The following is a 22,583-nucleotide window of genomic DNA, read 5'->3' on the forward strand; positions in this document are numbered from 1 at the left end:
GTTACAGCAGGTAAGAAAGGCCGACGGTCAGGCCGAAGGCGACCAGCGAGATCAGCGTCTCAAGCACGGTCCAGGTCTTGAACGTCTGCGCGACAGTCATGTTGAAGTATTCCTTGATCAACCAGAAGCCGCCGTCATTCACGTGGGAAAAAATAACCGACCCCGCGCCGGTCGCCAGCACCAACAATTCCGGGTGTGGATAGCCCAGACCAATGGCCACCGGCGCCACCACGCCGGACGCGGTCGTCATCGCCACGGTCGCCGAGCCGGTGGCGATGCGCATCAACGCCGCAAACAGCCAGCCCATCAGCAGCGGTGACAGGTGAAATTCATGGGCCAGACCGACGATCTGATCGGTCACGCCGGCATCGACCAGAATCCGGTTCAAGCCACCGCCAGCGCCCACCAGCAAAGTGATGCTGGCGGTTGGCGCCAGGCATTCGTTGGTGGACTTGAGGATTGATTCACGGTTGAAACCCTGGGCGATGCCCAGCGTCCAGAAGCTCAGCAAAGTCGCCAGCAGGAGCGCGATCACCGAGTTGCCGATGAACAACAGGAACTGGTTGAAAGCGCCCCCCGGCGTGGAAATCAGATTGGCCCAGCCGCCGATCAGCATCAGCACCACCGGCAGCAGAATGGTCGCCATGGTGATGCCAAAACCGGGAAGTTTGTCGCGCGGTTCGCGGTCGAGAAATTGTTTTTCGAGCGGGTTATCCGCCGGCAACTGAATGCGCGGCACGATGAACCTGGCGTACAGCGGACCCGCAACGATTGCCGTGGGGATACCGATCGCAATCGCGTACAGCAACGTCTGCCCGACCGAAGCCTGATAAGCCTGCACCGCCAGCATTGCCGCCGGGTGCGGCGGCACCAGCGCATGGACCACCGACAGGCCGGCGACCATTGGCAGACCGACCATCAGAATCGACACGCCGACACGGCGCGCCACGGTGAAGGCGATCGGCACCAGCAACACGAAACCGACCTCGAAGAACAGCGGCAACCCCACCAGAAACGCGATGCACACCATCGCCCAGTGCGCGTTCTTCTCGCCGAATTTATCGATCAGCGTGCGCGCCATCTGCTCGGCGCCACCAGACTCGGCCATCATCTTGCCGAGCATCGTCCCCAGTGCCACGACCAGCGCGATATGCCCCAACGTCTTGCCGACCCCGGCCTCATAGGCCCCGACCACACCGGACGGCGGCATACCCGCGACCAGCGCCAGGCCGATGGAAATCAGCGTGATGACAATGAACGGGTTGAGCCGGTAACGGGCGATCAACACGATCAAAGCGATGATGGCGACGGCGGCATAGACCAGCAGCCAATAGCCGAAGGAAGGCGTCATGCGGTACTCCTCGAAAGGGTCACGTTCGAATGGGTTGTGAAACTCATAAATCATTTCGAGATCGAGATTTCAAATCGCATGAAAGTAATTTTCGTGGAGAGACAAGGTGTGTCGCGGGCGGGTATGTGTTGTCGTGATTAATGAAAATTGAGGGGTGGGATTTTCATGGCTCTCGGGCAAACACAAATCAAAATGTGGGAGCGAGCCTGCTCGCGATTGCGGTGGGTCAAAACATGATTATTCGACTGATAAAAAGTTTTCGCGAGCAGGCTCGCTCCCACATTTGAAATGCATTTCCCTGTGAGAGTGAGTCTGCTCGCGAATGACCTCGCTCGCTGCTTACTGGACTCACACCATTTCGTTACGAATCCATTCAACCACCGACGTGCGCTTCGGCGTCCAGCCCAGCAGTTCGCGGGCGTGTTTGCCGCGTACGCGGCTGTTGGAGCCGAGGCCGTAGTTGGCCATTTCGTAGCCCCATTCAGCTTCTGCATCTGGCAGCGGCCAGTCTTGAGGCTTGCCCAAATTCAACGCTTCGGCCATGGCGGTGGTCATGTCAATGAACGAGGCTTCACCGCTTTCGACGAAGTAGAACGTGCCCGGCACATTCTTGGTCAGCGCCAGCAAATACAGAGCAACGACGTCTTCGATGTGGACGTTGGACCAGATGTTCTGACCCGTACCGACATGTCGCACCACGCCGCTTTTGCGCGCCTGTTTCAGCAACCGTGGCAATTGCACGCTGTCGCGCTTGACGCCCAGGCTGTGGCCGTAAATCAGCGTGTTGCAGATCACTGCTGAATTCACGCCGTCCTTTGCCGCCGCGAGGATGAGGTTGTCGATGGCCACGCGATCGGCTTTGTCGACGGTCGGTTCGGGCAGGTTGTCTTCGTAAAAGATCTCGTCGCTGGCTTTACCGCCAGAGGCATCGCCGACAATGCTCGAACCGCTGGTGTGCAAAAACACTTTGCCGGAACCGCGCAAGGCGCCAAGCAAGGCCTCGACGGCACCCCGATGGTCGCTGCTGGCAGCGTTGATCACCGCATCGGCGGCACGCGCCTGATCCGCCAGCAACTGGCTGTCTTCAAGGGTGCCGATGACGGTATTCATGCCCAATGCCTTGAGCTCGTGAGCCTGCTCGGCGCTGCGCACCAGACCCGTGACGTTGTGCCCGGCCTGAACCAGGCCCGTCGCGATGGAACCACCGATAAATCCGGCAGCGCCGGTCACAAATACGTTCATGGTGAAACTCCCTGCGTAAGTAAATGATGCAGCGAGTATCGACCGATGAGTGCCGGTGAAAAACCCGCCCTCGGCCAATTCACTCTTGCGCAGGGATCATGAATCAGCCCTTGAAATCGGCAGTGGCGTAGGCCGCGAGTTTGCCCTGAATAAAGTCGAGGAAGCACTGAATGCGCAACGCCAGCTGCGAGTTGCGGTAGTACACGGCGTTGATCGGTTGGCGATAACCGCTATTGAATTCGCCGAGCAAGACTTTCAGCCGTCCGGCTCGGATGTCGTCGATGGTCATGAAGTGCGAGAGGCAGGCGATGCCCTGCCCTTCCAGCACCAGGTGGCGTACGGTCTCGCCGCTGGAGGCGCTGATCGCCGGGGTGATGGGCCAACGGTCGCCGTGCACGTAGCGCAGCGGCCATTGGTTGAGGCCTTCGTTCTGGGTGAAGCCGAGCAGCGTGTGGTCAGCCAGGTCAGCAACCTGCCGTGGCGCACCGTGTTTTTTCAGATAGGCCGGGCTGGCGACGATCAATAACGGGCTGCAACCCAGCGAGCGCGCGTGCAGCGTCGAATCGGCGAGGGTGCCGATGCGGATGGCGACGTCGGTGCTTTGTTCGAGCAGGTCAATGATCAGATCGTTGCTGTTGAGTTCGAGCTGAATGTCCGGGTACAGGCTACGGAATTCATTGATGTAGGGGACGACGGCGTGAAGCATGAACGGCGACGCGGCGTTGATTCGCAGACGCCCGGACGGCGTTTGCTGACGCGAGGACAGGCGTTCTTCGAGTTGGTACATCTGATCGAGAATCAGCTTGGCCTGTTCGAAGAAATACTTGCCCTCCTCGGTCAGGTCCATGCGCCGCGTGGTGCGGTTGATCAGCGTCGTGTCGAGCTTGGCTTCGAGCTTCGATAACGTGCGACTGACGGCCGACGGCGTCTGGCCGACCTGCTCGGCGGCTGCGGAAATCGAACCGCACTCGATCACGCAGACGAAAATCTGCAATTCATCGGATCTGGCTTTCACACAAATTCTCTTATCGAATAAATATCATTGTGGCGAGGGAGCAAGCTCCCTCGCCACAGAGTGGGTCAAGCTATTCGATAGTAGCTGAATCGCCTCACGCCTTGAGACCAAACACCTCAGTCAGATGCTGCTCATAACGCGCCACATCATTTTCGATGTTCGGGCGTTTCATCACATCCACACAAAGAAAGGTCGGCAGCGCGGTCATGCCAAGGAATTCGTTGGCCTTGTGGAACGGGAAATACACCGCGTCCACGCCTTTGGCTTCGAAGAAATCAGTCGGGTCATCGAAAGCTTGCTGCGGCGCGTTCCAGGTCAGCGACAGCATGTATTGCTTGCCCTGAATCAGACCGCCGCTGCCGTACTTCTGCGAGGCATCGGAACGGGTGCGGCCGTCGCTCGCATAGAGGCTGCCGTGCCCCTCGGTGAAGACCTCGTCGAGGTACTTTTTCACCGTCCACGGCGCGCCCATCCACCAACCCGGCATCTGGTAAATGATCACGTCGGCCCACAGGAATTTGGCCACTTCTTCGGCGACGTCGTAGCCCTCGTCGATAAACGTGGTTTTAACGTCGAGACCGCCGCGATCGAGCACGCTCAGCGCAGTTTCGTGCAGGGTGGCGTTGTAACGGCCGTCTGAGTGAGCGAATTTTTTACCGCCATTGAGCAACAGTACTTTTTTCATCGAAAACCTCGCCGCAGCCCATTGGGCTGGATGGAAACAGAAAATGGAATGTCGGCAGGTTAACGATCCTCCTCGCGCGGAAACAGCCACATTGGCGCAAATTACAATTGACCAAAACGCACGAATCGACAATGCATTGTTGCCGTAGCATTCGCAGCTTTCTGCAATTGGAGGAAGTTGTGATGAGTGAACGCCAGGGTTTCATCCTGCACGCCAAAACCCGCCCGGAAAAAGCCGCCGCGTTCGAAGCGCTGTTCCGCGCCTATGTGGAGCCGAGCCGCGCCGAACCGGGTTGCATCGAGTACCACATGCTGCGCGACAAGACGGACCCGACGCTGTTTATCTTCTATGAGATCTGGGAGAGCCAGGCGCATCTGGATATGCACTCGGCGTTGCCGCACATGAAGGATTTTTTCGCCCGGCGCATGGAGTATCTGGAGCGGGATTTCGACATCCGCCCGATCGACATGCTCAGCGAAGCGTCGGCTAACCGCTGATCAGCAAATGGGCGCCGAGCGCGCCCAGTCCGATAAAGAACACTCGCTTGAACAGCACTGCGCTGATGCGCTGACGCAGCCATTGGCCGAGCCACATGCCGAGCATGGCCGGGATCAGCGCCAGCAACGAGGCGCTCAATTCGCCGCCGCCGAGTGCGCCGTGCCAGAGCAGTCCTGCGGCCAGCGCCAGGGTGGAGACGGTGAAGGACAGGCCGAGCGCCTGCACCAGCTCATCGCGATTCAGTCCCAGCGCTTGCAGATAGGGCACCGCCGGTATCACGAATACGCCAGTGGCTGACGTGATGATGCCTGTGACCAGACCGCACAGCGGGCCCAGCCACGGTTCATGGCGCGGTTTGACAGCCAATGTTGGCAGCCACAGCCCGCTCAACGCATACAGCAACAGCGCTGCGCCCAGTCCACGCACCACCCAATCCCCGCCCGCCATGCCGATCCAGATTGTGCCGACGCCGGTGCCGATGAAGATCATCAGCAACAGGGGCCAGAGGCGTTTGATCAGCTTTCGCAGGTGCCCGCCAAAGGCGAGTTGCCACAGGTTGGTCAGGGTCGCCGGGATGACCAGCAGCGCCGCTGCCTGCGACGGCGCCATAGCCAGACCCAGCAAGCCCATGGCGACGGTGGGCAGGCCGAGGCCAATCACGCCTTTGACCGTACCGGCGAGGAGGAAGGTGGCGATGACCAGCAGGGACAGGGTCAGGCCGAGGGTTTGGTAGAAGTCGGTTAGTGTGTGCATTGGGGTAATGTGCACTGATCCGGGCTGGGGGAAAATCTGCCATATACTGAGGCAGCCTCTTTCTTTACAAGAGGCTGACATCTGCATTGAGGCATCTGGCCTCTTCGCGAGCAGGCTCGCTCCCACACGGGATCTGCGCTGTAAATGAGTCCCTGTGGGAGCGAGCCTGCTCGCGAAAGGGCCAGCCCAGCCACCGCAAAACCACAGGCAACCCCCATGCACTTCGACCTCACCGACCTCCGCCTCTACCTGCACATTCTCGACACCGGCAACATCACCGCCGGCGCCGTCCGCAGCCACCTGTCTCTCGCCGCCGCCAGCGCCAGAATCCGCGCAATGGAAGCCTCGTTGGGCACTGAGTTCCTCGAACGCAACCGCCGTGGCGTCACCGCTACGCCGGCCGGTAAAGCCCTCGCCCGCCATGCGCGCCTTCTTCTGCAACAGGCCGAGCGGATGCAGCAGGATCTGGCCGATTACGCCCAGGGCGTCAAAGGTCAGGTTCGGTTGCTGTGCAACACCACAGCGATCACCGAATACCTGCCAGAAGTCCTCGCCGATTTTCTGCGCAAGCACCCCAACCTCGATATCGATTTGCAGGAGTTGCCCAGCGCCCGAATCACCCACGCCCTGCGAGAAGGCGCAGCCGATCTGGGGATCGTGTCCGACGCTGTAGACACCAATGGCCTGCAGACTCAGCCGTTTCGCGACGACCCATTGGTGCTGATTCTGCCACTCGACCACCCGTTGTCTGACGCCGTCGGGGTCAATTTCAGCGACGCGCTGCGCCACGATTTCGTAGGCCTGAGTGCCGACAGCGCGTTGGCCATTTATCTGGAAGAACAGGCGCTGCACAACGGTGCACGGATGCAAGTGCGTATCCGCGCCGATGGCTTCGACGGGGTGATGCGCATGGTCGCCCGTGGCGCTGGTCTGGCCATCGTGCCGCTGGCAGCCGTCGAACGCGCGGCGTCACGCTCATTCAATAGCGTGACGCTGAATGAGCCATGGGCGCGCCGGACCTTGATGCTGTGCGCGAGAAACTTCGCGGCGCTGCCGGGTTACGCCCAATCGTTGCTGCAAGCGCTCATCGATGCGCGCGTTTCTGAGCAGATTGATGTCGACCCCAGACAACTGAGCGGTAACCGGGCGCTATAGGGTGCGACTTCGTATTCCAAAAATTCACTAGCCCGGAGTCCCCATGACCGCGACCGCCCCTATCACCGTTCTGCGCGACACTCACCCGCTGCCGGTACTCGACGCCTGCAAGTGGGAAAAGCTCGAAGGCGACCCACACACCGTCAACCTCAACGCCTACACCAGCGAAGACGGCAGCAAGATCATGGGCACCTGGATCTGCACACCGGGCAAGTGGCGTGTCGATTACGTGAAGTGGGAATACTGCCATTTCCAGGAAGGCTATTGCGTGATCACACCGGACGGCATGGCGCCGATCCATCTTCGCGCCGGGGATATTTTTGTGGTTGAACCGGGGATGAAAGGCACGTGGGAAGTGGTCGAGACCGTGCGCAAGTATTTCGTGTTTGCCTGACGCAAAAAAGCCGGGAAATCACCCGACGTGATTTCCCGGCGAATAATTTCTGTTACACCACTAATCCCCTGTGGGAGCGAGCCTGCTCGCGAAAGCGGTCTGTCAGTCACTGCATTGCTGAGGCTGACGCCGTCTTCGCGAGCAGGCTCGCTCCCACAGTTTGTTCATCGCAACCCACTCATTGCGGCTTGCGATAACTGTTGATGATCGCCGAGAAGTCTTTCCCGCCGTCACCACGCTGACTCATCGCCTGATACAACTGCTGCGCCACCGCACCGAGGACCACCGGCTGGTGCGCCTGCCGTGCCGCTTCCGTCGCCAGCCCCAGATCCTTAAGCATCAGTTCAGCGCCAAACCCGCCGGTGTATCCGCGCGAGGCCGGCGCCGTTTCGACGATGCCCGGCCACGGGTTGTACATTTCCGAACTCCAGCAGCGTCCGGTCGAGCTGTTGATGATCCCGGCCAGCACACCGGTGTCGATGCCCAGTGCATCGCCCAACGCCATCGCTTCACTGACGCCGACCATCGAGATCGCCAGCAGCAGGTTGTTGCAGATCTTGGCGATCTGCCCGGTGCCGACCTCACCGCAATGCACGATGTTGCGGCCCATCTGCGCCAGCACCGGTTGCAGCGTGGCGAACAGCTCGGGGGTGGCGCCGACCATGAACGTCAGTGTTCCGGCTGTCGCGCCGCCGGTGCCACCGGACACAGGCGCATCCGCCATGGCCACGCCGTGTTTCGCCGCCGCTGCTGCAACATCACGCGCAGTCTGCGGATCGATGGTGCTGCAATCCACTGCCGGCACGCCCTGGCGGATACCCGCGAGCACGCCCTCTTCACCCAGCCAGACGCTGCGCACATGCACAGCGGCCGGCAGCATGGTGATCACCAGTTCAGCGTCTTCAGCCGCCTCGCGCGCCGAAGCGCGGATGGTGCCGCCCAGTTGTTCCAGCTCCGCCAGCACGGTTTTGTTCAAGTCCACCAGATTCAGCGAGTGGCCGGCCTTGATCAGGTTGCGCGCCATCGGCGCGCCCATGTTGCCCAGCCCGATAAATGCGATTTTCATGATCGATTCCTCAGCGCAGGTTGATGGTGGTGTTCACGCCGTCGTTGACGCTGTCGTCATCGAACCAGCGCGCCGTGACCGTTTTGGTCTGCGTGTAGAACTGCACCACTTGCTTGCCGTACGGGCCGAGGTCGCCGAGTTTCGAACCACGGGAGCCCGTGAAGCTGAAAAACGGTACTGGCACCGGAATCGGGATGTTGATGCCAACCTGGCCGACGTCGATTTCCGTCTGGAATTTGCGCGCCGCCGCACCGCTTTGGGTGAACAGGCCCGTGCCGTTGCCGAACGGGTTGGCGTTGACCAAAGCAATCGCCTGATCGAGGGTGTCGACTTCCAGCACCACCAACACCGGGCCGAAAATTTCCTGGGTATAGATCTGCATGTCGGTGGTCACGCCCGAAAACAAGGTCGGGCCGACAAAGTTGCCTTGCTCGTAACCCGGCACGCTGATGTCGCGGCCGTCCAGTTCGAGTTTGGCGCCTTCCTTGATGCCGCTTTCAATCAGTTCAAGAATTCGCGCCTTGGCCTTTTTCGAAATCACCGGACCGACATCGGTGCCCGGCTCGCTGCCGGCGTTGACTTTGAGCTTCTGCGCCAGCGCCTTCAGGTCTGGCAGCCATTGTTTCGCCGCACCGACCAGCACCACCACCGAGGTGGCCATGCATCGTTGCCCGGCGGCTCCGAAACCGGCGCCGACCAGGGCATTCAGCGCTTGCTCGCGATTGGCGTCCGGCAGCACCACTGCGTGGTTCTTCGCGCCCATCATCGACTGCACGCGCTTGCCGTGTTTGCCGGCCAAGTCGTAAACGTGGGTGCCGACGGCGGTCGAACCGACGAACGACACAGCTTTGATGTCCTTGTGCGTGCACAGGCCATCCACCACGTCTTTACCGCCGTGCACCACGTTCAGCACGCCAGCCGGAACGCCGGCCTCGAGCGCCAGTTCCACCAGCAGCATGGTCGACAGCGGATCCTGTTCCGAAGGTTTCAAGACAAAGGTGTTGCCGCAGGCGATAGCCATCGGAAACATCCACAGGGGAATCATCGCGGGGAAGTTGAACGGGGTGATGCCGGCGCATACGCCGATCGGCTGGCGCAGCGTATAGGTGTCGACGCCGCCTGCGACGTTTTCGGCGAACTCACCCATCTGCAGGGTACCGATAGAGCAGGCGTGCTCGACGACTTCCAGACCACGGAAAATATCGCCCTCGGCGTCGGCAATGGTTTTGCCTTGTTCGGCGCTGAGCACCACGGCGATGCGTTTGGAATGTTCCCGGATCAAAGCCTGAAGCTTGAGCATGATGCGCATCCGCGCGCCGATCGGGGTCAGCTTCCAGGTCTGGAAGGCACGCTGGGCAGCGCTGACGGCGGCGTCGACTTCAGCGGCGGTGGCGAACGGGACTTTGGCCAGCACTTGCTGGGTGGCCGGGTTGACGATGTCGTGCCATTCGGTGGTCTGCGACTCGACCCACTCGCCGTTGATCAGAAGCTTGACCTTCTGGACCGTGGTTTCGTTGGGCGTAAGCGATGCGTTCATGCTGGTCTCCGAAACTTGTTTTTATCGTAGGAGCCAAGGCGAAGGGTTCGCCTTGAGATGAGGCGTGTGTCACGAATTGGTTGTCGGACTGTTTTTGGAGTATAGATGTGCAAACTTCTAATAAGAACGCACATAAAAGCCCGTCCATCATGCAAAAAAACATCACGTCTTTAGGCTCGCTGAACTGGGACGACCTCAAGTTTTTCCTCGAAGTCGCCCGCACGCGCAAGGCCAGCACCGCCGCCAAACGGCTGGCCGTCGACTACACGACGGTGTCCCGACGGATCAGCTCGCTGGAAGCTGCGCTCGGCACTTTGCTGTTCGAAAAGTCCCGCACCAGCGGTTTCGTCCTGACCACCGAAGGCCAGCGCCTGCTCGGGTATGCCGAGTCGATTGAAAGTACCCTGCACATGGCGTGCGAGCAGGTTTCCGGCTCCGGCGTGGCGCTCTCCGGCCATGTGCGCATGGGCTGCACCGAAGGCTTCGGCAGTTTTTTCATCACGCCGCAGTTAAGCCATTTCGTCGACGCCTACCCGGCAATCTCCGTGGACATCCTGCCGCTGCCGCACTTCATCAGCCTGTCCAAACGCGAGGCCGACATCGTCATCGCGCTGGAACGCCCGGAACACGGCCCCTACGTGTGCTGCAAACTCTGCGACTACCGCTTGCAGCTCTTCGCCACCCAGGACTACCTCGACAAACACCCACAGATCCGCCGCCCGGCAGATTTGATCAAGCATCAATTCATCAGCTATGTGGATGACCTGGCGTTCAGCTCGGAACTGCTTTACCTGGCAAACGTACTGCCCGGCGCCAACGCGCATCTGCGCAGCACCAGCGTAATCGCCCAGTTTGTCGCCGCGCAGCAAGGAAGGTCGCTGGCAATTCTGCCGTGCTTCCTGGCGGCGCAGGATCCCCGATTGCTGCCGGTGTTGCCGGAGGAAATAGACATCACCCGGCAGTTCTGGATGTACTGCCGGGAGGACCTGCGCAAGTTGAAGCGGATCACTCTGTTGTGGGATTACATCCGTGAGGTGACTGAGCGTAATCACGCGTTGTTGATGGGGCAGACTCGCGAGATGCAGTTCGCTGACTAGTCAGCACTGACCACAATCGACACCCGGCGGTTTTCCGTGCGGCCCGCCGCCGTATCGTTTGGCGCCACCGGCTCGCTGCTGCCCAGGCCCTGCAATTGGATGTTTTGCGGCTTCATGCCGACCGTACCCAGTACGTTGGCGACGCTCTTGGCCCGACGCAGCGAGAGTTGTTGATTGTAAGTTTCCTTGCCCGAGGCATCGGTATGGCCATCGACGCGCACCCGCTCGATACCCACGCCGAGCAAGGCCTTGCCGATGCGTTCGACGATTTCCGTGCTGGGTACGTTCAGGCTTTCGACATCGCTGCCAAACAGCACCTTGCCGGACAGCCCGAATTCCCAGCCGTCGTCAGTCAATTCGAAACCCTGCTGTTGAAGCACGGCAACCTGCGCCGGTGTCAGGCCTTTTTGTGAGGCGGTCTGGCAACCGGTCAGTGTCAGCGCGGCCATCAGCAACAGCGCGGAAAAAATTCGGATGGGAAAAGTGAACACAGAAATCAGCTCCTGGTATGAACGGAATCGGCCGGGCGCTCCGACCCGGCCGTGAATTGCGCGCCGCGCGACAGGCGCTTGGCCTGATACATCGCCGCATCGGCTGCGTTGAGTAATGAACCCGGGGTCAGGCCATGATCGGGGTAGACGGCAATACCGATACTGAGCGAGGTCACAACACTGGTTTCCCCGGGCAGCTTGATCGGCATGTCCATGCTGGCGAGGATCTTGTCAGCGATGTGCTCCGCGTCCTCAATCGTGTGGAGCGGTGCGAGCAACACGGCAAATTCATCGCCGCCCAACCGCGCGACCAGATCGTCCTCACGCAATTGCGCCCGCACACGATTGGCAATGGCCACCAGCACCGCATCGCCGGAGGCGTGGCCAAAGTTATCGTTGATGCCTTTGAAGCGGTCGCTGTCGAGAAACAACACGGCGACACGCTCATTGAGTTTCTTGCCGTTGCGCAACGCCCGGATCAGGCGACCCTCGAAAAACGCGCGGTTGGGCAACCCGGTGAGGCTGTCGTGGGTGGCTTGATGGGCGAGGGTTTCGTTTTCGTTTTGCAGGTGGGTCTGCCAGGACTCAAGCTCATCGAGCAGGGCATTGAAGTCGTTGCCCAGATTATCCAGTTCGGCGATTTGCGCCGGCGGCACCCGACGATCAAGCGCCCGTTCGCTGCGGGCGGCGTGGGCGACGGAGGCGAGGCTGCGCAATGGGCCAATGATCGCGCGCAATTGTCGACGCGCCAGATAGAGCGCCACCCAGGCGCTGATCGCCGTGCACAACACAATCCCGGCCAGGCCACTGAGCAAGAAGCGCATCAGACTGCCGCCGTGTCCAATGAGCAGAACACGACCGATCTCGCGGTCTTGATGCTCGATCGGCAGGCTGACCGGTTTCTCCAGAATGGCGCGTGTTATCTGCGTCTCCAGCTCGGAGAACAAGCCCTTCTCCGAGCGCTGCCATTGCGCAATCAATTGGCCTTGGGCGTCCAGCACTCGAGCATCCGCCACTTCTTCGGTGGACGCGATCATCGCCAGCGCCTCAGTAGCAGCCGCCTTGTCGTTGAATACAACGGCCGCTTCGACGGTGTAGCTGATCGAGCGGGCGATCAGATGCAGGTTGTGGTCGGCGTAGACCCGCAACGCCAGCACGCCCAGCAACGTCAGCGAAACACTGGCCATCGCGACGCCCACCAGCGCGACAATCAAATGCCCACGGCCGATGACCGAGCCCAGGGTCGGGCGGGTTTTCCAACTGAACAGCTTCATGGCGCCGTCGCTTTTCGACGGGACAACTGCAGCACGCTTGGATGAATTCGCACGCCGCTGCGCGCCACGGAGTCGAGATTGACCTCGAACGACACTTGATCATCGCCAACGCGCAGGCAGAACAGACTGCCGACGGTGCATTGATCGTCGGCTTCGCTGATGCTCAATACCGGGTGGCCGATCAAGGACGCGAACAGGCGACTGCGTTCATTGGCGGTGAGTTTGCCGATGTACACCGCGTTGCATTCGCTGACGATGGCCGGGTTATCCGCCAGCAGGCGACGCACCGCGACCGGTCGTCCAGTGGCCTGCGTGGTGCCCTTGACCAGGTCATCGGTGTATTCGGTGGGGCCGACGATGCACAGGCTCAACTGCGCGGGCTCGACTGGCCAGCGTGCGTAACTGAGGATGCCGAGGACTACTTGCGTGACCGCTTTGGCGCGCTGCTCGGCCGGCCCTGTTTGCGCTTGTGCGATGGCGATGCCTGATAACAACCAGAGCAAAACGATCAGCAATGCGCGCTGGCTGGCAAGCACACGCTCTGTCGCCCAGACGGCCACCTTCATGCAAGGATTCTCTTGGAGCGTAACGAAATGATGCCGCAACGATAGCACAGCGTCGCAACCCCAGCGAGGCGCCGCCTCTGACTGGTTGGTCAATAATCGCTACCGCTCCTCCAGCGATTACTCTGGAACCTCGGCGCCCTCTTCCAGTTCAAGCATCAGCCCGCTCAGACGTTTCACCTTGCGCTGCACCGCCTCTTCAAAGACGCCAGCTCGCGGCTCGATCAAGGTGAACCAGTGCCTGGCGCGAGTGATTCCGGTGTAGATCAGTTCCTTGGTCAGCACGGGATTCAGCGCATCGGGCAAGATCAGCGCGGTGTGAGCGAACTCCGAACCCTGGGATTTATGCACCGTCATGGCATAAACCGTTTCGACGTCATTTAGTCGACTTGGCAATACGAACCGCACACCGCCCTGGCCGTCGTTACGCGGGAAGGCTACGCGCAGAACCGTTTTGCCGATCTCAGGCCCATCGCGCTCGGGAAGCTTCAAGGCGATGCCGATGTCACCGTTCATCAAGCCCAGACCGTAATCGTTGCGGGTCATCAATACTGGCCGGCCTTCGTACCATTGCTGATCGCTTTCAATCAGACGCGCCTTGAGCAACGCAGCGGTGATGCGCTGATTCAGGCCTTCGACGCCCCATGGCCCTTTGCGCACGGCGCACAACAACTGGAACGTGTCGAATGCCTGCAAGACTTCACGCGCCCAACCGGTCCAGTCCGGATGTTCAAGTGGGCTTGTCGACGGCGGACGCAGATCGCGCAATACGTTCAGGTAGTGGCGATAACCTTGCGGGCCGTTGCCGTGACCTTCAAGCAACAGACGTTCAAGTTTCTGATCGTGCTCGCCCTTGAGCGGTAACGAATACACATCGCCGTAGTCGCCGGTCGCGAGTAAGTGTCGCGCCTCAACGGCTTGCTGCTGATTGACCCGCCGCGCAAGCTGTCCGATGCCGCTGCCCTCGCCGAATCGGCGCGAGTGACGCAGCATGACTACTTGCTGGGCCAGCGGATGGGAGCCGTCGCTGTCTTCCTGCAAACCGCTGCCCTGCAACGATTCGCCACTGACTGATTCGAGCCACTGCCGGGTCTGCGAACTGTACCAGCCGCCCTCGGCGTCACGGCACAAATCGCCCAACACCGCGCCGGCTTCCACGGAGGCCAACTGATCCTTGTCGCCCAGCAGAACGAGGCGGGCGTGAGCCGGCATCGCGTCGAGCAGATTGGCCATCATTTCCAGGTCGATCATCGAGGCTTCGTCGACCACCAGCACATCCAGCGGCAAGCGGTTACCGGCGTGGTGACGGAAGTGCCGGGTCCCCGGCCGACTGCCGAGCAGGCGGTGTACGGTGGTCACATCACTGGGAATAGCAGCACGCACCGCTTCGGCGACTTGCAGCGATTGCACTTGCTGGCTGATCGATTCGGTCAAGCGAGCGGCGGCCTTGCCGGTCGGTGCGGCCAGACGGATGCGCAGCGGATGACCGGCTTCTACCGCCGGAGCCTGCAACAATGCGAGCAAGCGCACCACCGTGGTGGTTTTACCGGTGCCGGGGCCGCCGGTGATGATGCTGAAGGCGCTGCGTGTTGCCAGGGCGCAGGCGAGTTTCTGCCAATCGATCACAGCATCGGATTCAGCCTCGCCGAACAATTCATCGAGACGCTGCGGCAGGTCGTCCGGCGTCGGTTCCCGCTGCACAAGGCGCTGACGCAACGCCGCATCGATTCGGCGCTCGTAGGCCCAGTAACGCCGCAGGTACAGGCGTTTCGAGGACAGCACCAATGGACGTTGCCGCGCCGTTTCACTTGGGTCGACGGCCAGCGCAACCAGCGAGCTGCCCGCCAGCACTTTGCACCAATGGGCGCCATCGAGCGCTTCGAGCAGTTGCGAGGGCAGCAGCAACACGCCGCCCTGCACATCCCCTTCCGGCGGCAGCGAAAGTGCGAAATCCGGCGCCTTGAGGGTTTCGAACAAGTCCAGACAAACGTGGCCATGGCCAAGTTGATGGCTGGTCAGCGCCGCCGCCAGCAGGACCAGCGGATCGGTATCAGGCTCGAGCTCATGCAGAAAAGCGACAAATGCTCGGTCCAGCGGCCTTAACCAGCCACGCTCGACCCAACGGCTGAGCAAGAGCAGCAAATCATCAGCGCGGGTCAGCGGCGAAAGCTTCGACAGGCTGTCCGCTTCCAGCGGGGTCGGCAGCAGATCGGCAAACGTGCGGCTCATAGCAGGACTCCCTGTTCCCAGGCGGGTTCGGACTTGGGTTCGGGTTTGCCCTGAAACATGCGGTCGAGGCGTTCGATCAGTTCCCGTGGCGGACGAACGAAGTACACACCGTGACTTTCAGCGCGCGTGCCGCGCAAGAACAGGTACAGCGCCCCGCCGACGTGACGGTCGTAATCGTAGTCCGGCAACCGCGCCTTGAGCTGGCGATGCAACGCCAGGAGATAGAGCACGTATTGCAGGTCGTAACGGTTGTCGAGGATTGACTGCTCCATGGCTTGCACGGTGTAGGCCTGATCATCCACACCCAGCCAATTGGATTTGTAGTCGGCGACGTAATAGCGGCCCGCGTGTTCGAACGTCAGGTCGATAAACCCCTTGAACATACCGTTGAGCTGCACCGGTTCTGCCGCAACGCGGGCGACGCCATTATGGGTGTGCTGACGTACTTGTTCGTCGAGTTTGAGCACATCGACCTTGTGGCTGGCGAACCAGAACTCCATCTCGACGCGATATTGCTTCAGTTGTTCGAGAATCACCGGCGGCTGCCCGCCAGCGATCGGCAACGGGCATTTGAGCAAATGCTGCAGCCAGTCAGTCAGCGTGGTGATCCAGCCTTGCCATCCGCGCAGGTTGCACCGCCGGGCAATTGCATCCTCCAGCGCTTCGCGGGTCACTGCAAAGCCCTCGGCGCCAGCCCATTCCAGCAAGCCATGAAGAAAGGTGCCCGGGTTGGGGCCGCGAGGGAAGCGATGAATGTCGGCGCCACCGGTGGCTATTTCCCTCGGTGCGTCAGGGTCGAGGCGCTCGTCGTCGAACAGCTTTTGCGCTTGCGGGCTGTCTGGCGCTTCATCGCTGCCGACGCTCAAGACGTCGCTGATGCGCAAGGCGCTGTAGGAAGCGATCCACCAGTTTTCACTGGCTTTGCGCTTGGGTCGCAGCGTGGCTCGAAGGACGGCTTCATTGCCCGGCGGCCGGTAGTGTTCGTCGGTGGGCTGAGGCATTTCGCCGATACCAATGGCAGGACAGTCTTGCTGCAGCTCTTGCAGCCATCGGTTCAATCCGCTGGACTCGCCCAAGGAAGCACCACCACCCAACAAGTAACCCAGCGCAGAAAGGTGCAGCACCGAGCTGTTGTTATTGCCCCGCTTGAGATCTGTCACGCCCAACCAGCAAGCATGTTGTGCACGGGTCAGCGCCACATAAAGCAGCCGCAAATCTTCAGCCAACCGCTCGTCATCCGCAAGGGCAATCAATTCGGCGGTCGGTTTGAGACTGATCTGCGCCTTGCCCGAAGCGTCGTGATAATGCAGCGGCAAGCGGCTGCCATCCACCGGTTTCGCCGCACAGATAAACGGCAGGAACACCAACGGATATTCGAGACCTTTGGATTTGTGGATGGTGACCACTTTGACCAGTTGCGCATCACTTTCCAGACGAAGAATCTGCTCTTCACCGGCCTGCCCGGACAACGCCAGCAGTTCGGCCAGATGGCGGATCAACGCTTGTTCACCGTCCAGTTCACCGGCGGCTTGCTGCATCAGTTCGGACAGGTGCAGAAGGTTGGTCAGCACGCGCTCGCCGTCACTGCGCTGCATCAGGATTTGCGGTAGATGGAAATCGTGCAGCAGGCGGCGCAACATCGGCAGTACGCCTTGCTTGCGCCAAACCTCGCGATAACCACGGAACTGCATCACACGCGATTCCCAGACCATTTCGTCCTGGTTCAAGCGTTCCAGCTCGATCAGTGGCAGGTTCAGGGTAGTACAAGCGAGCGCGGCCTTGAGCGAGCGCTCGACGTCGGGTTCCGCGCAAGCCTTCAGCCAGGCCAGCAAATCGTGCGCCTCTTGGGCGGCAAAGACCGAATCCTTGTCCGACAGATAAACACTGCGCACCCCACGCGCCGCCAGTTCGGCACGTACGGCCTGTGCTTCTTTACCGTCGCGGACGAGGATCGCGATGTCCGAAGGGCGCAACCCCCTGAAGTCATCTGCCTGACTGAACCCGGCACTGCCGGTTTGCCCGCCATTGAGCAATGAGGCGATTTCGCTGGCACATGCGGCGGCCATCTGCTGGCGGTAAACCGCACCGGAGAGGGGCTGGTCGCTGGGCAACAGCCAGACATTCAGCGCCGCGACTTCCTGACCTGCAATCTGTAGCGTTTCCTTGCGACCCTGTGACGCGACGGGCAGGAACGGCACCGGGTTTTCACCGTTTTTCTCGCGAAACAAAAACGCGCCGCGCCCCTGTTCTCGGGACTCGGCGCGTTCGAATACATGATTGACCGCAGTCACCATGCCGTGGCTGGAGCGGAAGTTGGTACCCAACGTGTGCAGGCGGCCGGTGGTGGCCTGACGCGCGCGCAGGTAGGTGTAGATATCGGCACCGCGGAAGGCGTAGATCGCCTGCTTGGGGTCGCCGATCAGAAACAGACCAGTGTCGGGATGGTTGTCTTCGATGCGGTAGATGCTTTCGAAGATGCGGTACTGCACCGGGTCGGTGTCCTGGAACTCGTCGATCAGCGCAACCGGAAACTGTTCGCGGATCAGCGTCGCCAGACGTTCACCCCCTTCGGATTGCAGCGCGCCATCAAGGCGCAACAGCATGTCGTCGAAACCCATTTCGGCGCGGCGTCGCTTCTCTTCTTCAAAACGTGCGCCGACCCACTTGGCCGCGTGTTGCAGGACAGCAGCATCGGGCGTTGGCAAAGCGTCAAGAGCCGACTTTAGACCGGGCATGGCGTCCAGCCCTGGGTGACAGGGCGCCTGACCTTTCCAGGCTTCAGCCATGCCGTCGGGTGTCAGACGGGTAAATCCGGTGCCGATGTCCAACTGCTCAAGCGACTCGTCTGCGGCCCAGGCCTTGAGCTTCTCGAACCAGGGCTCGAAATAACGCGCCTGCATCTTGCGGCCATCGACGGTTTTGCTGGTGACGCCTTCATGGCAGACAGCAAGCAGTTCGTCTGCCCACTGGCGCCAAGGCATTTTCAGTTCGACCAAGGCTGCCCGGCGCTCAAGCAAACATTCTGCGATCAGCTCCGCCGGGGCCTTGCCTGCATCGGTCTCGCGCTCGCTGGCGAACAAGCCGCGCACCCTGGGCAACAACGCTGCGGGTCCGCCCCAATTGCTGCGCACCCAGTTCAACGCGTCGCCCTGCATCGGATAACAGAACAGGCGCCAGTAGTCGCGCAGCACCTCGCCAAGCAAATCGCTGTGATCGGTTTCCAGGGATTGTGTGAACAGGCTGCCACTGTCGAACGCATGCTCGCGCAACATGCGCTGACACCAGCTATGGATGGTAGAGACAGCGGCTTCGTCCATCCATTGCGCGGCGATATCAAGACGGTTTGCGCAGCCCGGCCATTGCTGCGGATCGAACTCATCGCGCAGTTCGGCAATCAGTCCGTCAGGGGCAGGAATCTCATCGCGAAAGTAACGCGCAGCTTCGGCCAGCCGTGTACGGATGCGCTCACGCAGCTCTTTGGTAGCGGCGTCGGTGAACGTCACCACCAGAATTTGCGGGGGCAACAGCTCGCGGGAAAAACCGTTGGTTTCGCCGCCATGCCCCAGGATCAGTCGCAGATAAAGTGCCGAGATGGTGAAGGTTTTGCCGGTGCCGGCGCTCGCTTCGATCAACTGGCTGCCGCGCAACGGAAACGCCAGAGCCAGCGGTGTCTTGGTACTCATGTGCGCACGCCTTCGCTGGACAAGGAACGCCAAGGCGCTTCGAACAATGGGCGATACAAGGCGTCGCACCATCCCGTGAAGGTTTCGTCTGACAGCAGAGCATTGAAGTCGGCGTATTGTCGCAGAAGCGCCGGACTTTCACGGCGTTCGCCTTCTGTGGTCTGCCCGTCACCCTCGTAGGCTTTTCGAGCAGCCGCTTCGGCCTTGATCGGATCGGACTGCGACAGCCAGGCGAACGCGGTTGTTATTGCGATGGGCAAGGGTTGGCGCATGCCTGCTTGCCACGCGAGGAGCAGATCCCCCAGGAAACGCAGCGCCCGGTCCGGCTCCATTGGCTCAAGCAACAAGGTTTCGTCACTGGCGACCAAAGCCGTCGTCAATGTATGGGCGCTGGCGCTGGCGACGAGATGCGTGACCCACGGTTTGGTCAGTCGATGCCACTTGCGACTTTTGATCGAGCCGATGCTGTTGGGGATGGTCGTGACTGACAGCAGACCACCGTCGGCGCGTTGGTGCAGACCGGAGAGCCAGCCCTCCAGACGCAACCCCTGCAACTGGAGACTGATCGGGATCGCGCTGGTCAATGGCGTCGGCCACAACGTCAGCAATTGTTGGTAACGTTGCAGAAGATCCGGCAGCGGCTCGATCAATTCCCGCTGCAGGCTCTCGCCAAAACCTGCCATAGGCAACAAACCACTGTTTTGCAGACGCAGGGCCCTTGCCTGCAGTGCCTGATCGATATTGTCCGGCTGGCTGAGCGCGGCTTCCAGCAAGCTGTCGCTCAGCGTGTAGCGCTGCAACGCGTCCAGTACGAAAGGCTCTTCATCAGCTAACGGCGCTTCGGCTGCTTCGAAGTACACCTTGAGTCGCTGGGTAAAAAAATGCCGAACCGGGTTACGCAAAAAATCCTGCAGCAATGCCAGGGTCAACGGTTCTTCCTGAATATAAGGCGCGAGTAATGGCGCCTCGCCTGGGAGTGCGGTCTCCTGATGCAGGACTTGCCACTCGCTGGCATAGCTGAACAATTGCCCGCCTTCGTAAAAATAGCGTGCGCTGAACGGTTGCAATGGATGCTCTTCGGTTATGGCCTCCAGCAGATCCTGGGTTTCGTCATGTGAACGCCAGCCGCTGGCCAGGTGATCACGCAACTGGCCGATCAGTACCGACGCCGGACGCTCGCTGTTGTCGCGAATACTGCGACCCACCCAACTGATGTAGAGCTGATTGCGTGCGGACAACAGCGCTTCGAGTAACAGGTAGCGGTCGTCTTCGCGCCGGGAGCGGTCCCCTGGCCGGTAATCGCTGCCCATAAGATCAAAGTCGAGCGGTGGCTGCGCGCGCGGGTAATCGCCGTCGTTCATGCCCAGCAAACAGACCAGTTTGAAAGGGATTGCCCGCATGGGCATCAGCGTGCAGAAATTCACCGCACCGGCCAGGAATCGTTGTGACAGGCGCCCCTGATCCAGGCCGGCGAGCCAGGCTTCACGAACGACAGTCAGTGGCAGCTCGTCAATCAAACCTACCGTCTCACAGGTTTCGAGCCAGCTTTCGCGAAGCTCTTCCAGCTGCGTCAGCAAATAATCGTCGTGCTCATCGCTGGCCTGGAAAAACACCTGCATCAACGCTTGCAGGCGCTGCCCCCACTCCTTGGGTTGGGCCGGCTGAGTGAGTTGCCGATGAGCAATTTCCAATGCATCAAGCAGAGCGACCAACGGCCCGATCAATGCGGCATCCAGGCCGCCGATTTCATCGTAAGGCTCGATACCTGCACACGCACCGGCAGTGCCGACGGCGTAACCCAGCAGCATTCGGCGCAGGCCGAAATGCCAGCTGTTCTGCTCCAGTTCTTCCGGCAGACCCAGTCCGGCCCGTTGTTCGGCGCTCATACCCCAACGGATACCGGCGCCTTCTATCCAGCGATGCAGGGTTGGCAGGTCACGCTCTTCTACCCCAAAACGTGCACGCAGGGCAGGCACGTCGAGCAGGTCGAGAATCTCGCTGACGGGGAAACGGCTGTCGGGCAGTTTGAGCAGGTGCTCGACCGCAATCAGTAAAGGGTCGCGGCCACGCTGCCCCTGATCCGCCAGCGTGAACGGAATGAAGCGCGGATCGTGGCGATCGAGCTGACCGAAAACGGCACGAATATGGGGTGCATAGCTGTCAATGTCAGGGACCATCACGATCACGTCACGAGGCCGCAGATCCGGGTCTGCGCTGAAACGCGCCAGGAGTTGATCGTGCAGAATCTCCACTTCGCGCTGGGCGCTATGGGCTACGTGAAAACGGATGGAATGGTCTTTCGAAAAATCGACAGCAGGCCAGAGTTCGCGAGTTTCGTTAAGGGGGCGCAACTCAAGAATGTCGTCCTGAAGCTGGTTCAACTGGTTGTGTGGCTGGGTTTCACTGAACAGGTCGATGCGCCCGTCACGAAAGGCTGCGCGATAGCTGTTGGGATCGTCATAGCTGTCGAGCAGGTTGATATAGTCCCGGCCTTGCTTGCCCCAAGCAGCCAATAACGGGTGTGCGTGCTGATGCAGCGTCTCGGCATCGAGCACGACGGGCATCCCGCTTTTGCGCGATTGCCGCTTGTATTGATGCCTCAGCAGATCCTTGTCGGCAACAATGTCGGCCCAGTGATGGCGGCAGGGGTTGTGCACGCAAAGCAGCACCTGGCTGAAACGAGCCAGACCAGCCAGGGCCTCAAGTACTTGTGCCGGCAACGAAGAAATCCCGAAAACAATCACGCGCGACGGCAATGCTCCCGGGGCCTCGTCGAGAATATTGATGCGTTCCATGAATCGTTGATGGACGCCGGCACGGCTTTGCGCCATGCCCTGCTCGCCGACATCATTGAGCAGCGCTCGCCACAATTCAGCCTGCCAGCAACTGGTCGGTGGCAGCGGCTTTACTTCACCTCTGACATTGCGCAGTTGATGTCGCCCTTCAGCCCAGTCCTCGAGCCAGTCAGCCCGATACACCTGATATTGATCAAAGAGGTCGGCCAGGCGTTCTGACAGTTGGTAGCGCTTGCGCAGGTCCGTGTCGTGGGTGAGGAAGCGTTGTAAAGGCTCGAAATGTGGGCGGTCGATGAGCTGGGGCAACAAGCGCATGAGACGCCAAGTCAGCGGGGCTTTATCAAGCAAGGATTTAGCCGGAATTTCATCCCGCCCAAGGACCATACGGTAGAGCTGCCACATGAAACTGCCTGGCAATTGCACGTCAATCGCCGCGGCGATACCGCAGCCCCCCAGGCCATCCTCTTCAGGGTCTTCGGCCAATGCCAGTTTGAGCCATTGGGCGATGCCGTTGCTTTGCACCAACGCGATTTCGTTTTCCAGGGGCGCCAATGGATAACGCCGCATGATGCTGACCACAAGGCTGCGCAGCTCATCGAGACTGTTGCTCTGAACCACCATGAATGCAGCGTTGAGGGACTGGGCGTCCGACATACAGGTTCCTTGGAAAATCACAAAAGCCAGGGCAGAACCTTAGCATTGTCGGCAGGTTAAGACAGCCGGACGACGGCTGCGCGAGCTGTAAGAACTTTCCC

At 60.5% G+C, this 22,583-nt stretch carries 17 protein-coding genes; 4 read left to right on the forward strand and 13 right to left on the reverse strand.

Annotated elements, in window-relative coordinates; genetic code table 11:
- Position 1: 1 nt before the first annotated feature.
- The 4 genes from HU727_RS21250 to mdaB form a co-directional block, all read right to left on the reverse strand.
- Complete coding sequence (locus tag HU727_RS21250; protein ID WP_186533578.1) at positions 2 to 1,351, reverse strand: GntP family permease; 1,350 nt, start codon at positions 1,349 to 1,351, stop codon at positions 2 to 4.
- A 348-nt stretch (positions 1,352 to 1,699) separates the two neighbouring features.
- Positions 1,700 to 2,593 carry an NAD-dependent epimerase/dehydratase family protein gene (locus HU727_RS21255; RefSeq protein ID WP_186533577.1) on the reverse strand — a complete coding sequence of 298 codons (894 nt, stop codon included), beginning with the start codon at positions 2,591 to 2,593 and terminating at the stop codon, positions 1,700 to 1,702.
- 103 nt (positions 2,594 to 2,696) lie between these two features.
- A complete protein-coding gene (locus HU727_RS21260) occupies positions 2,697 to 3,608 on the reverse strand; it encodes a LysR substrate-binding domain-containing protein (protein WP_186533576.1) in 912 nt (303 codons plus the stop codon).
- A gap of 94 nt (positions 3,609 to 3,702) precedes the next feature.
- Positions 3,703 to 4,293: an NADPH:quinone oxidoreductase MdaB gene (mdaB, locus tag HU727_RS21265; protein ID WP_186533575.1), complete on the reverse strand. Its 591-nt coding sequence runs from the start codon at positions 4,291 to 4,293 to the stop codon at positions 3,703 to 3,705.
- A gap of 182 nt (positions 4,294 to 4,475) precedes the next feature.
- Between mdaB and HU727_RS21270 the strand changes: the two genes are divergently transcribed.
- Positions 4,476 to 4,790 carry a putative quinol monooxygenase gene (locus tag HU727_RS21270; RefSeq protein WP_186533574.1) on the forward strand — a complete coding sequence of 105 codons (315 nt, stop codon included), beginning with the start codon at positions 4,476 to 4,478 and terminating at the stop codon, positions 4,788 to 4,790.
- Here the strand turns inward: HU727_RS21270 and HU727_RS21275 are convergent.
- Positions 4,780 to 5,544 (reverse strand): sulfite exporter TauE/SafE family protein, encoded by a 765-nt coding sequence (locus HU727_RS21275; protein WP_186533573.1) that lies wholly within the window; start codon positions 5,542 to 5,544, stop codon positions 4,780 to 4,782. The two genes, HU727_RS21270 and HU727_RS21275, sit on opposite strands and share 11 nt — an antisense overlap.
- Positions 5,545 to 5,760: 216 nt before the next feature.
- On the opposite strand from HU727_RS21275, the gene HU727_RS21280 reads away from it, so the two are divergent.
- Complete coding sequence (locus HU727_RS21280; protein WP_186533572.1) at positions 5,761 to 6,699, forward strand: LysR substrate-binding domain-containing protein; 939 nt, start codon at positions 5,761 to 5,763, stop codon at positions 6,697 to 6,699.
- A 43-nt stretch (positions 6,700 to 6,742) separates the two neighbouring features.
- The gene (locus HU727_RS21285) at positions 6,743 to 7,093 is read left to right on the forward strand and encodes a cupin domain-containing protein (protein WP_016770579.1); all 351 of its coding nucleotides are present in this window, start codon (positions 6,743 to 6,745) and stop codon (positions 7,091 to 7,093) included.
- A 178-nt stretch (positions 7,094 to 7,271) separates the two neighbouring features.
- On the opposite strand, the gene mmsB is transcribed toward HU727_RS21285, so the two are convergent.
- Together mmsB and HU727_RS21295 are read right to left on the reverse strand one after the other, a co-directional pair.
- Positions 7,272 to 8,159, reverse strand: coding sequence for a 3-hydroxyisobutyrate dehydrogenase (gene mmsB / locus HU727_RS21290; RefSeq protein WP_016770578.1), 888 nt, complete (start codon positions 8,157 to 8,159; stop codon positions 7,272 to 7,274).
- Positions 8,160 to 8,169: 10 nt separating this feature from the next.
- Positions 8,170 to 9,696, reverse strand: a complete 1,527-nt coding sequence (locus tag HU727_RS21295) for a CoA-acylating methylmalonate-semialdehyde dehydrogenase (RefSeq protein ID WP_186533571.1) — start codon at positions 9,694 to 9,696, stop codon at positions 8,170 to 8,172.
- Between the two features lie 149 nt (positions 9,697 to 9,845).
- Here HU727_RS21295 and HU727_RS21300 point away from each other — a divergent pair, with 149 nt between their 5' ends.
- Positions 9,846 to 10,793 carry a LysR family transcriptional regulator gene (locus tag HU727_RS21300; RefSeq protein WP_186533570.1) on the forward strand — a complete coding sequence of 316 codons (948 nt, stop codon included), beginning with the start codon at positions 9,846 to 9,848 and terminating at the stop codon, positions 10,791 to 10,793.
- Here HU727_RS21300 and yfiB read toward each other — a convergent pair.
- The 6 genes from yfiB to recC form a co-directional block, all read right to left on the reverse strand.
- On the reverse strand, positions 10,790 to 11,284 hold the full coding sequence (yfiB, locus tag HU727_RS21305) for an outer membrane lipoprotein YfiB (RefSeq protein ID WP_496197706.1): 495 nt from the start codon (positions 11,282 to 11,284) through the stop codon (positions 10,790 to 10,792). The genes HU727_RS21300 and yfiB overlap by 4 nt on opposite strands.
- A 5-nt stretch (positions 11,285 to 11,289) precedes the next feature.
- Positions 11,290 to 12,558 (reverse strand): diguanylate cyclase DgcN/YfiN, encoded by a 1,269-nt coding sequence (gene dgcN, locus HU727_RS21310; RefSeq protein WP_186533569.1) that lies wholly within the window; start codon positions 12,556 to 12,558, stop codon positions 11,290 to 11,292.
- Positions 12,555 to 13,124 (reverse strand): regulatory sequestration protein YfiR, encoded by a 570-nt coding sequence (gene yfiR / locus HU727_RS21315; RefSeq protein ID WP_186533568.1) that lies wholly within the window; start codon positions 13,122 to 13,124, stop codon positions 12,555 to 12,557. Before yfiR ends, dgcN begins: the two co-directional genes overlap by 4 nt.
- Before the next feature lie 117 nt (positions 13,125 to 13,241).
- The gene (recD, locus tag HU727_RS21320) at positions 13,242 to 15,350 is read right to left on the reverse strand and encodes an exodeoxyribonuclease V subunit alpha (RefSeq protein ID WP_186533567.1); all 2,109 of its coding nucleotides are present in this window, start codon (positions 15,348 to 15,350) and stop codon (positions 13,242 to 13,244) included.
- Positions 15,347 to 19,033 carry an exodeoxyribonuclease V subunit beta gene (recB, locus tag HU727_RS21325; RefSeq protein ID WP_186533566.1) on the reverse strand — a complete coding sequence of 1,229 codons (3,687 nt, stop codon included), beginning with the start codon at positions 19,031 to 19,033 and terminating at the stop codon, positions 15,347 to 15,349. Before recB ends, recD begins: the two co-directional genes overlap by 4 nt.
- Positions 19,030 to 22,482: an exodeoxyribonuclease V subunit gamma gene (gene recC / locus HU727_RS21330; RefSeq protein WP_186533565.1), complete on the reverse strand. Its 3,453-nt coding sequence runs from the start codon at positions 22,480 to 22,482 to the stop codon at positions 19,030 to 19,032. Before recC ends, recB begins: the two co-directional genes overlap by 4 nt.
- Between the last annotated feature and the right edge of the window lie 101 nt (positions 22,483 to 22,583).

This window comes from Pseudomonas khorasanensis, assembly GCF_014268505.2.
In the GTDB taxonomy this organism is placed as follows: domain Bacteria; phylum Pseudomonadota; class Gammaproteobacteria; order Pseudomonadales; family Pseudomonadaceae; genus Aquipseudomonas; species Aquipseudomonas khorasanensis.

Bases quoted from the DNA above. Each gene is read 5' to 3' on its own strand.
- HU727_RS21250 (WP_186533578.1), bottom strand. From the start codon at position 1,351: ATGACGCCTTCCTTCGGCTATTGGCTGCTGGTCTATGCCGCCGTCGCC.
- HU727_RS21255 (WP_186533577.1), bottom strand. From the start codon at position 2,593: ATGAACGTATTTGTGACCGGCGCTGCCGGATTTATCGGTGGTTCCATC.
- mdaB (WP_186533575.1), bottom strand. From the start codon at position 4,293: ATGAAAAAAGTACTGTTGCTCAATGGCGGTAAAAAATTCGCTCACTCA.
- HU727_RS21270 (WP_186533574.1), top strand. From the start codon at position 4,476: ATGAGTGAACGCCAGGGTTTCATCCTGCACGCCAAAACCCGCCCGGAA.
- HU727_RS21275 (WP_186533573.1), bottom strand. From the start codon at position 5,544: ATGCACACACTAACCGACTTCTACCAAACCCTCGGCCTGACCCTGTCC.
- HU727_RS21280 (WP_186533572.1), top strand. From the start codon at position 5,761: ATGCACTTCGACCTCACCGACCTCCGCCTCTACCTGCACATTCTCGAC.
- HU727_RS21285 (WP_016770579.1), top strand. From the start codon at position 6,743: ATGACCGCGACCGCCCCTATCACCGTTCTGCGCGACACTCACCCGCTG.
- mmsB (WP_016770578.1), bottom strand. From the start codon at position 8,159: ATGAAAATCGCATTTATCGGGCTGGGCAACATGGGCGCGCCGATGGCG.
- HU727_RS21295 (WP_186533571.1), bottom strand. From the start codon at position 9,696: ATGAACGCATCGCTTACGCCCAACGAAACCACGGTCCAGAAGGTCAAG.
- HU727_RS21300 (WP_186533570.1), top strand. From the start codon at position 9,846: ATGCAAAAAAACATCACGTCTTTAGGCTCGCTGAACTGGGACGACCTC.
- dgcN (WP_186533569.1), bottom strand. From the start codon at position 12,558: ATGAAGCTGTTCAGTTGGAAAACCCGCCCGACCCTGGGCTCGGTCATC.
- yfiR (WP_186533568.1), bottom strand. From the start codon at position 13,124: ATGAAGGTGGCCGTCTGGGCGACAGAGCGTGTGCTTGCCAGCCAGCGC.
- recD (WP_186533567.1), bottom strand. From the start codon at position 15,350: ATGAGCCGCACGTTTGCCGATCTGCTGCCGACCCCGCTGGAAGCGGAC.
- recB (WP_186533566.1), bottom strand. From the start codon at position 19,033: ATGAGTACCAAGACACCGCTGGCTCTGGCGTTTCCGTTGCGCGGCAGC.
- recC (WP_186533565.1), bottom strand. From the start codon at position 22,482: ATGTCGGACGCCCAGTCCCTCAACGCTGCATTCATGGTGGTTCAGAGC.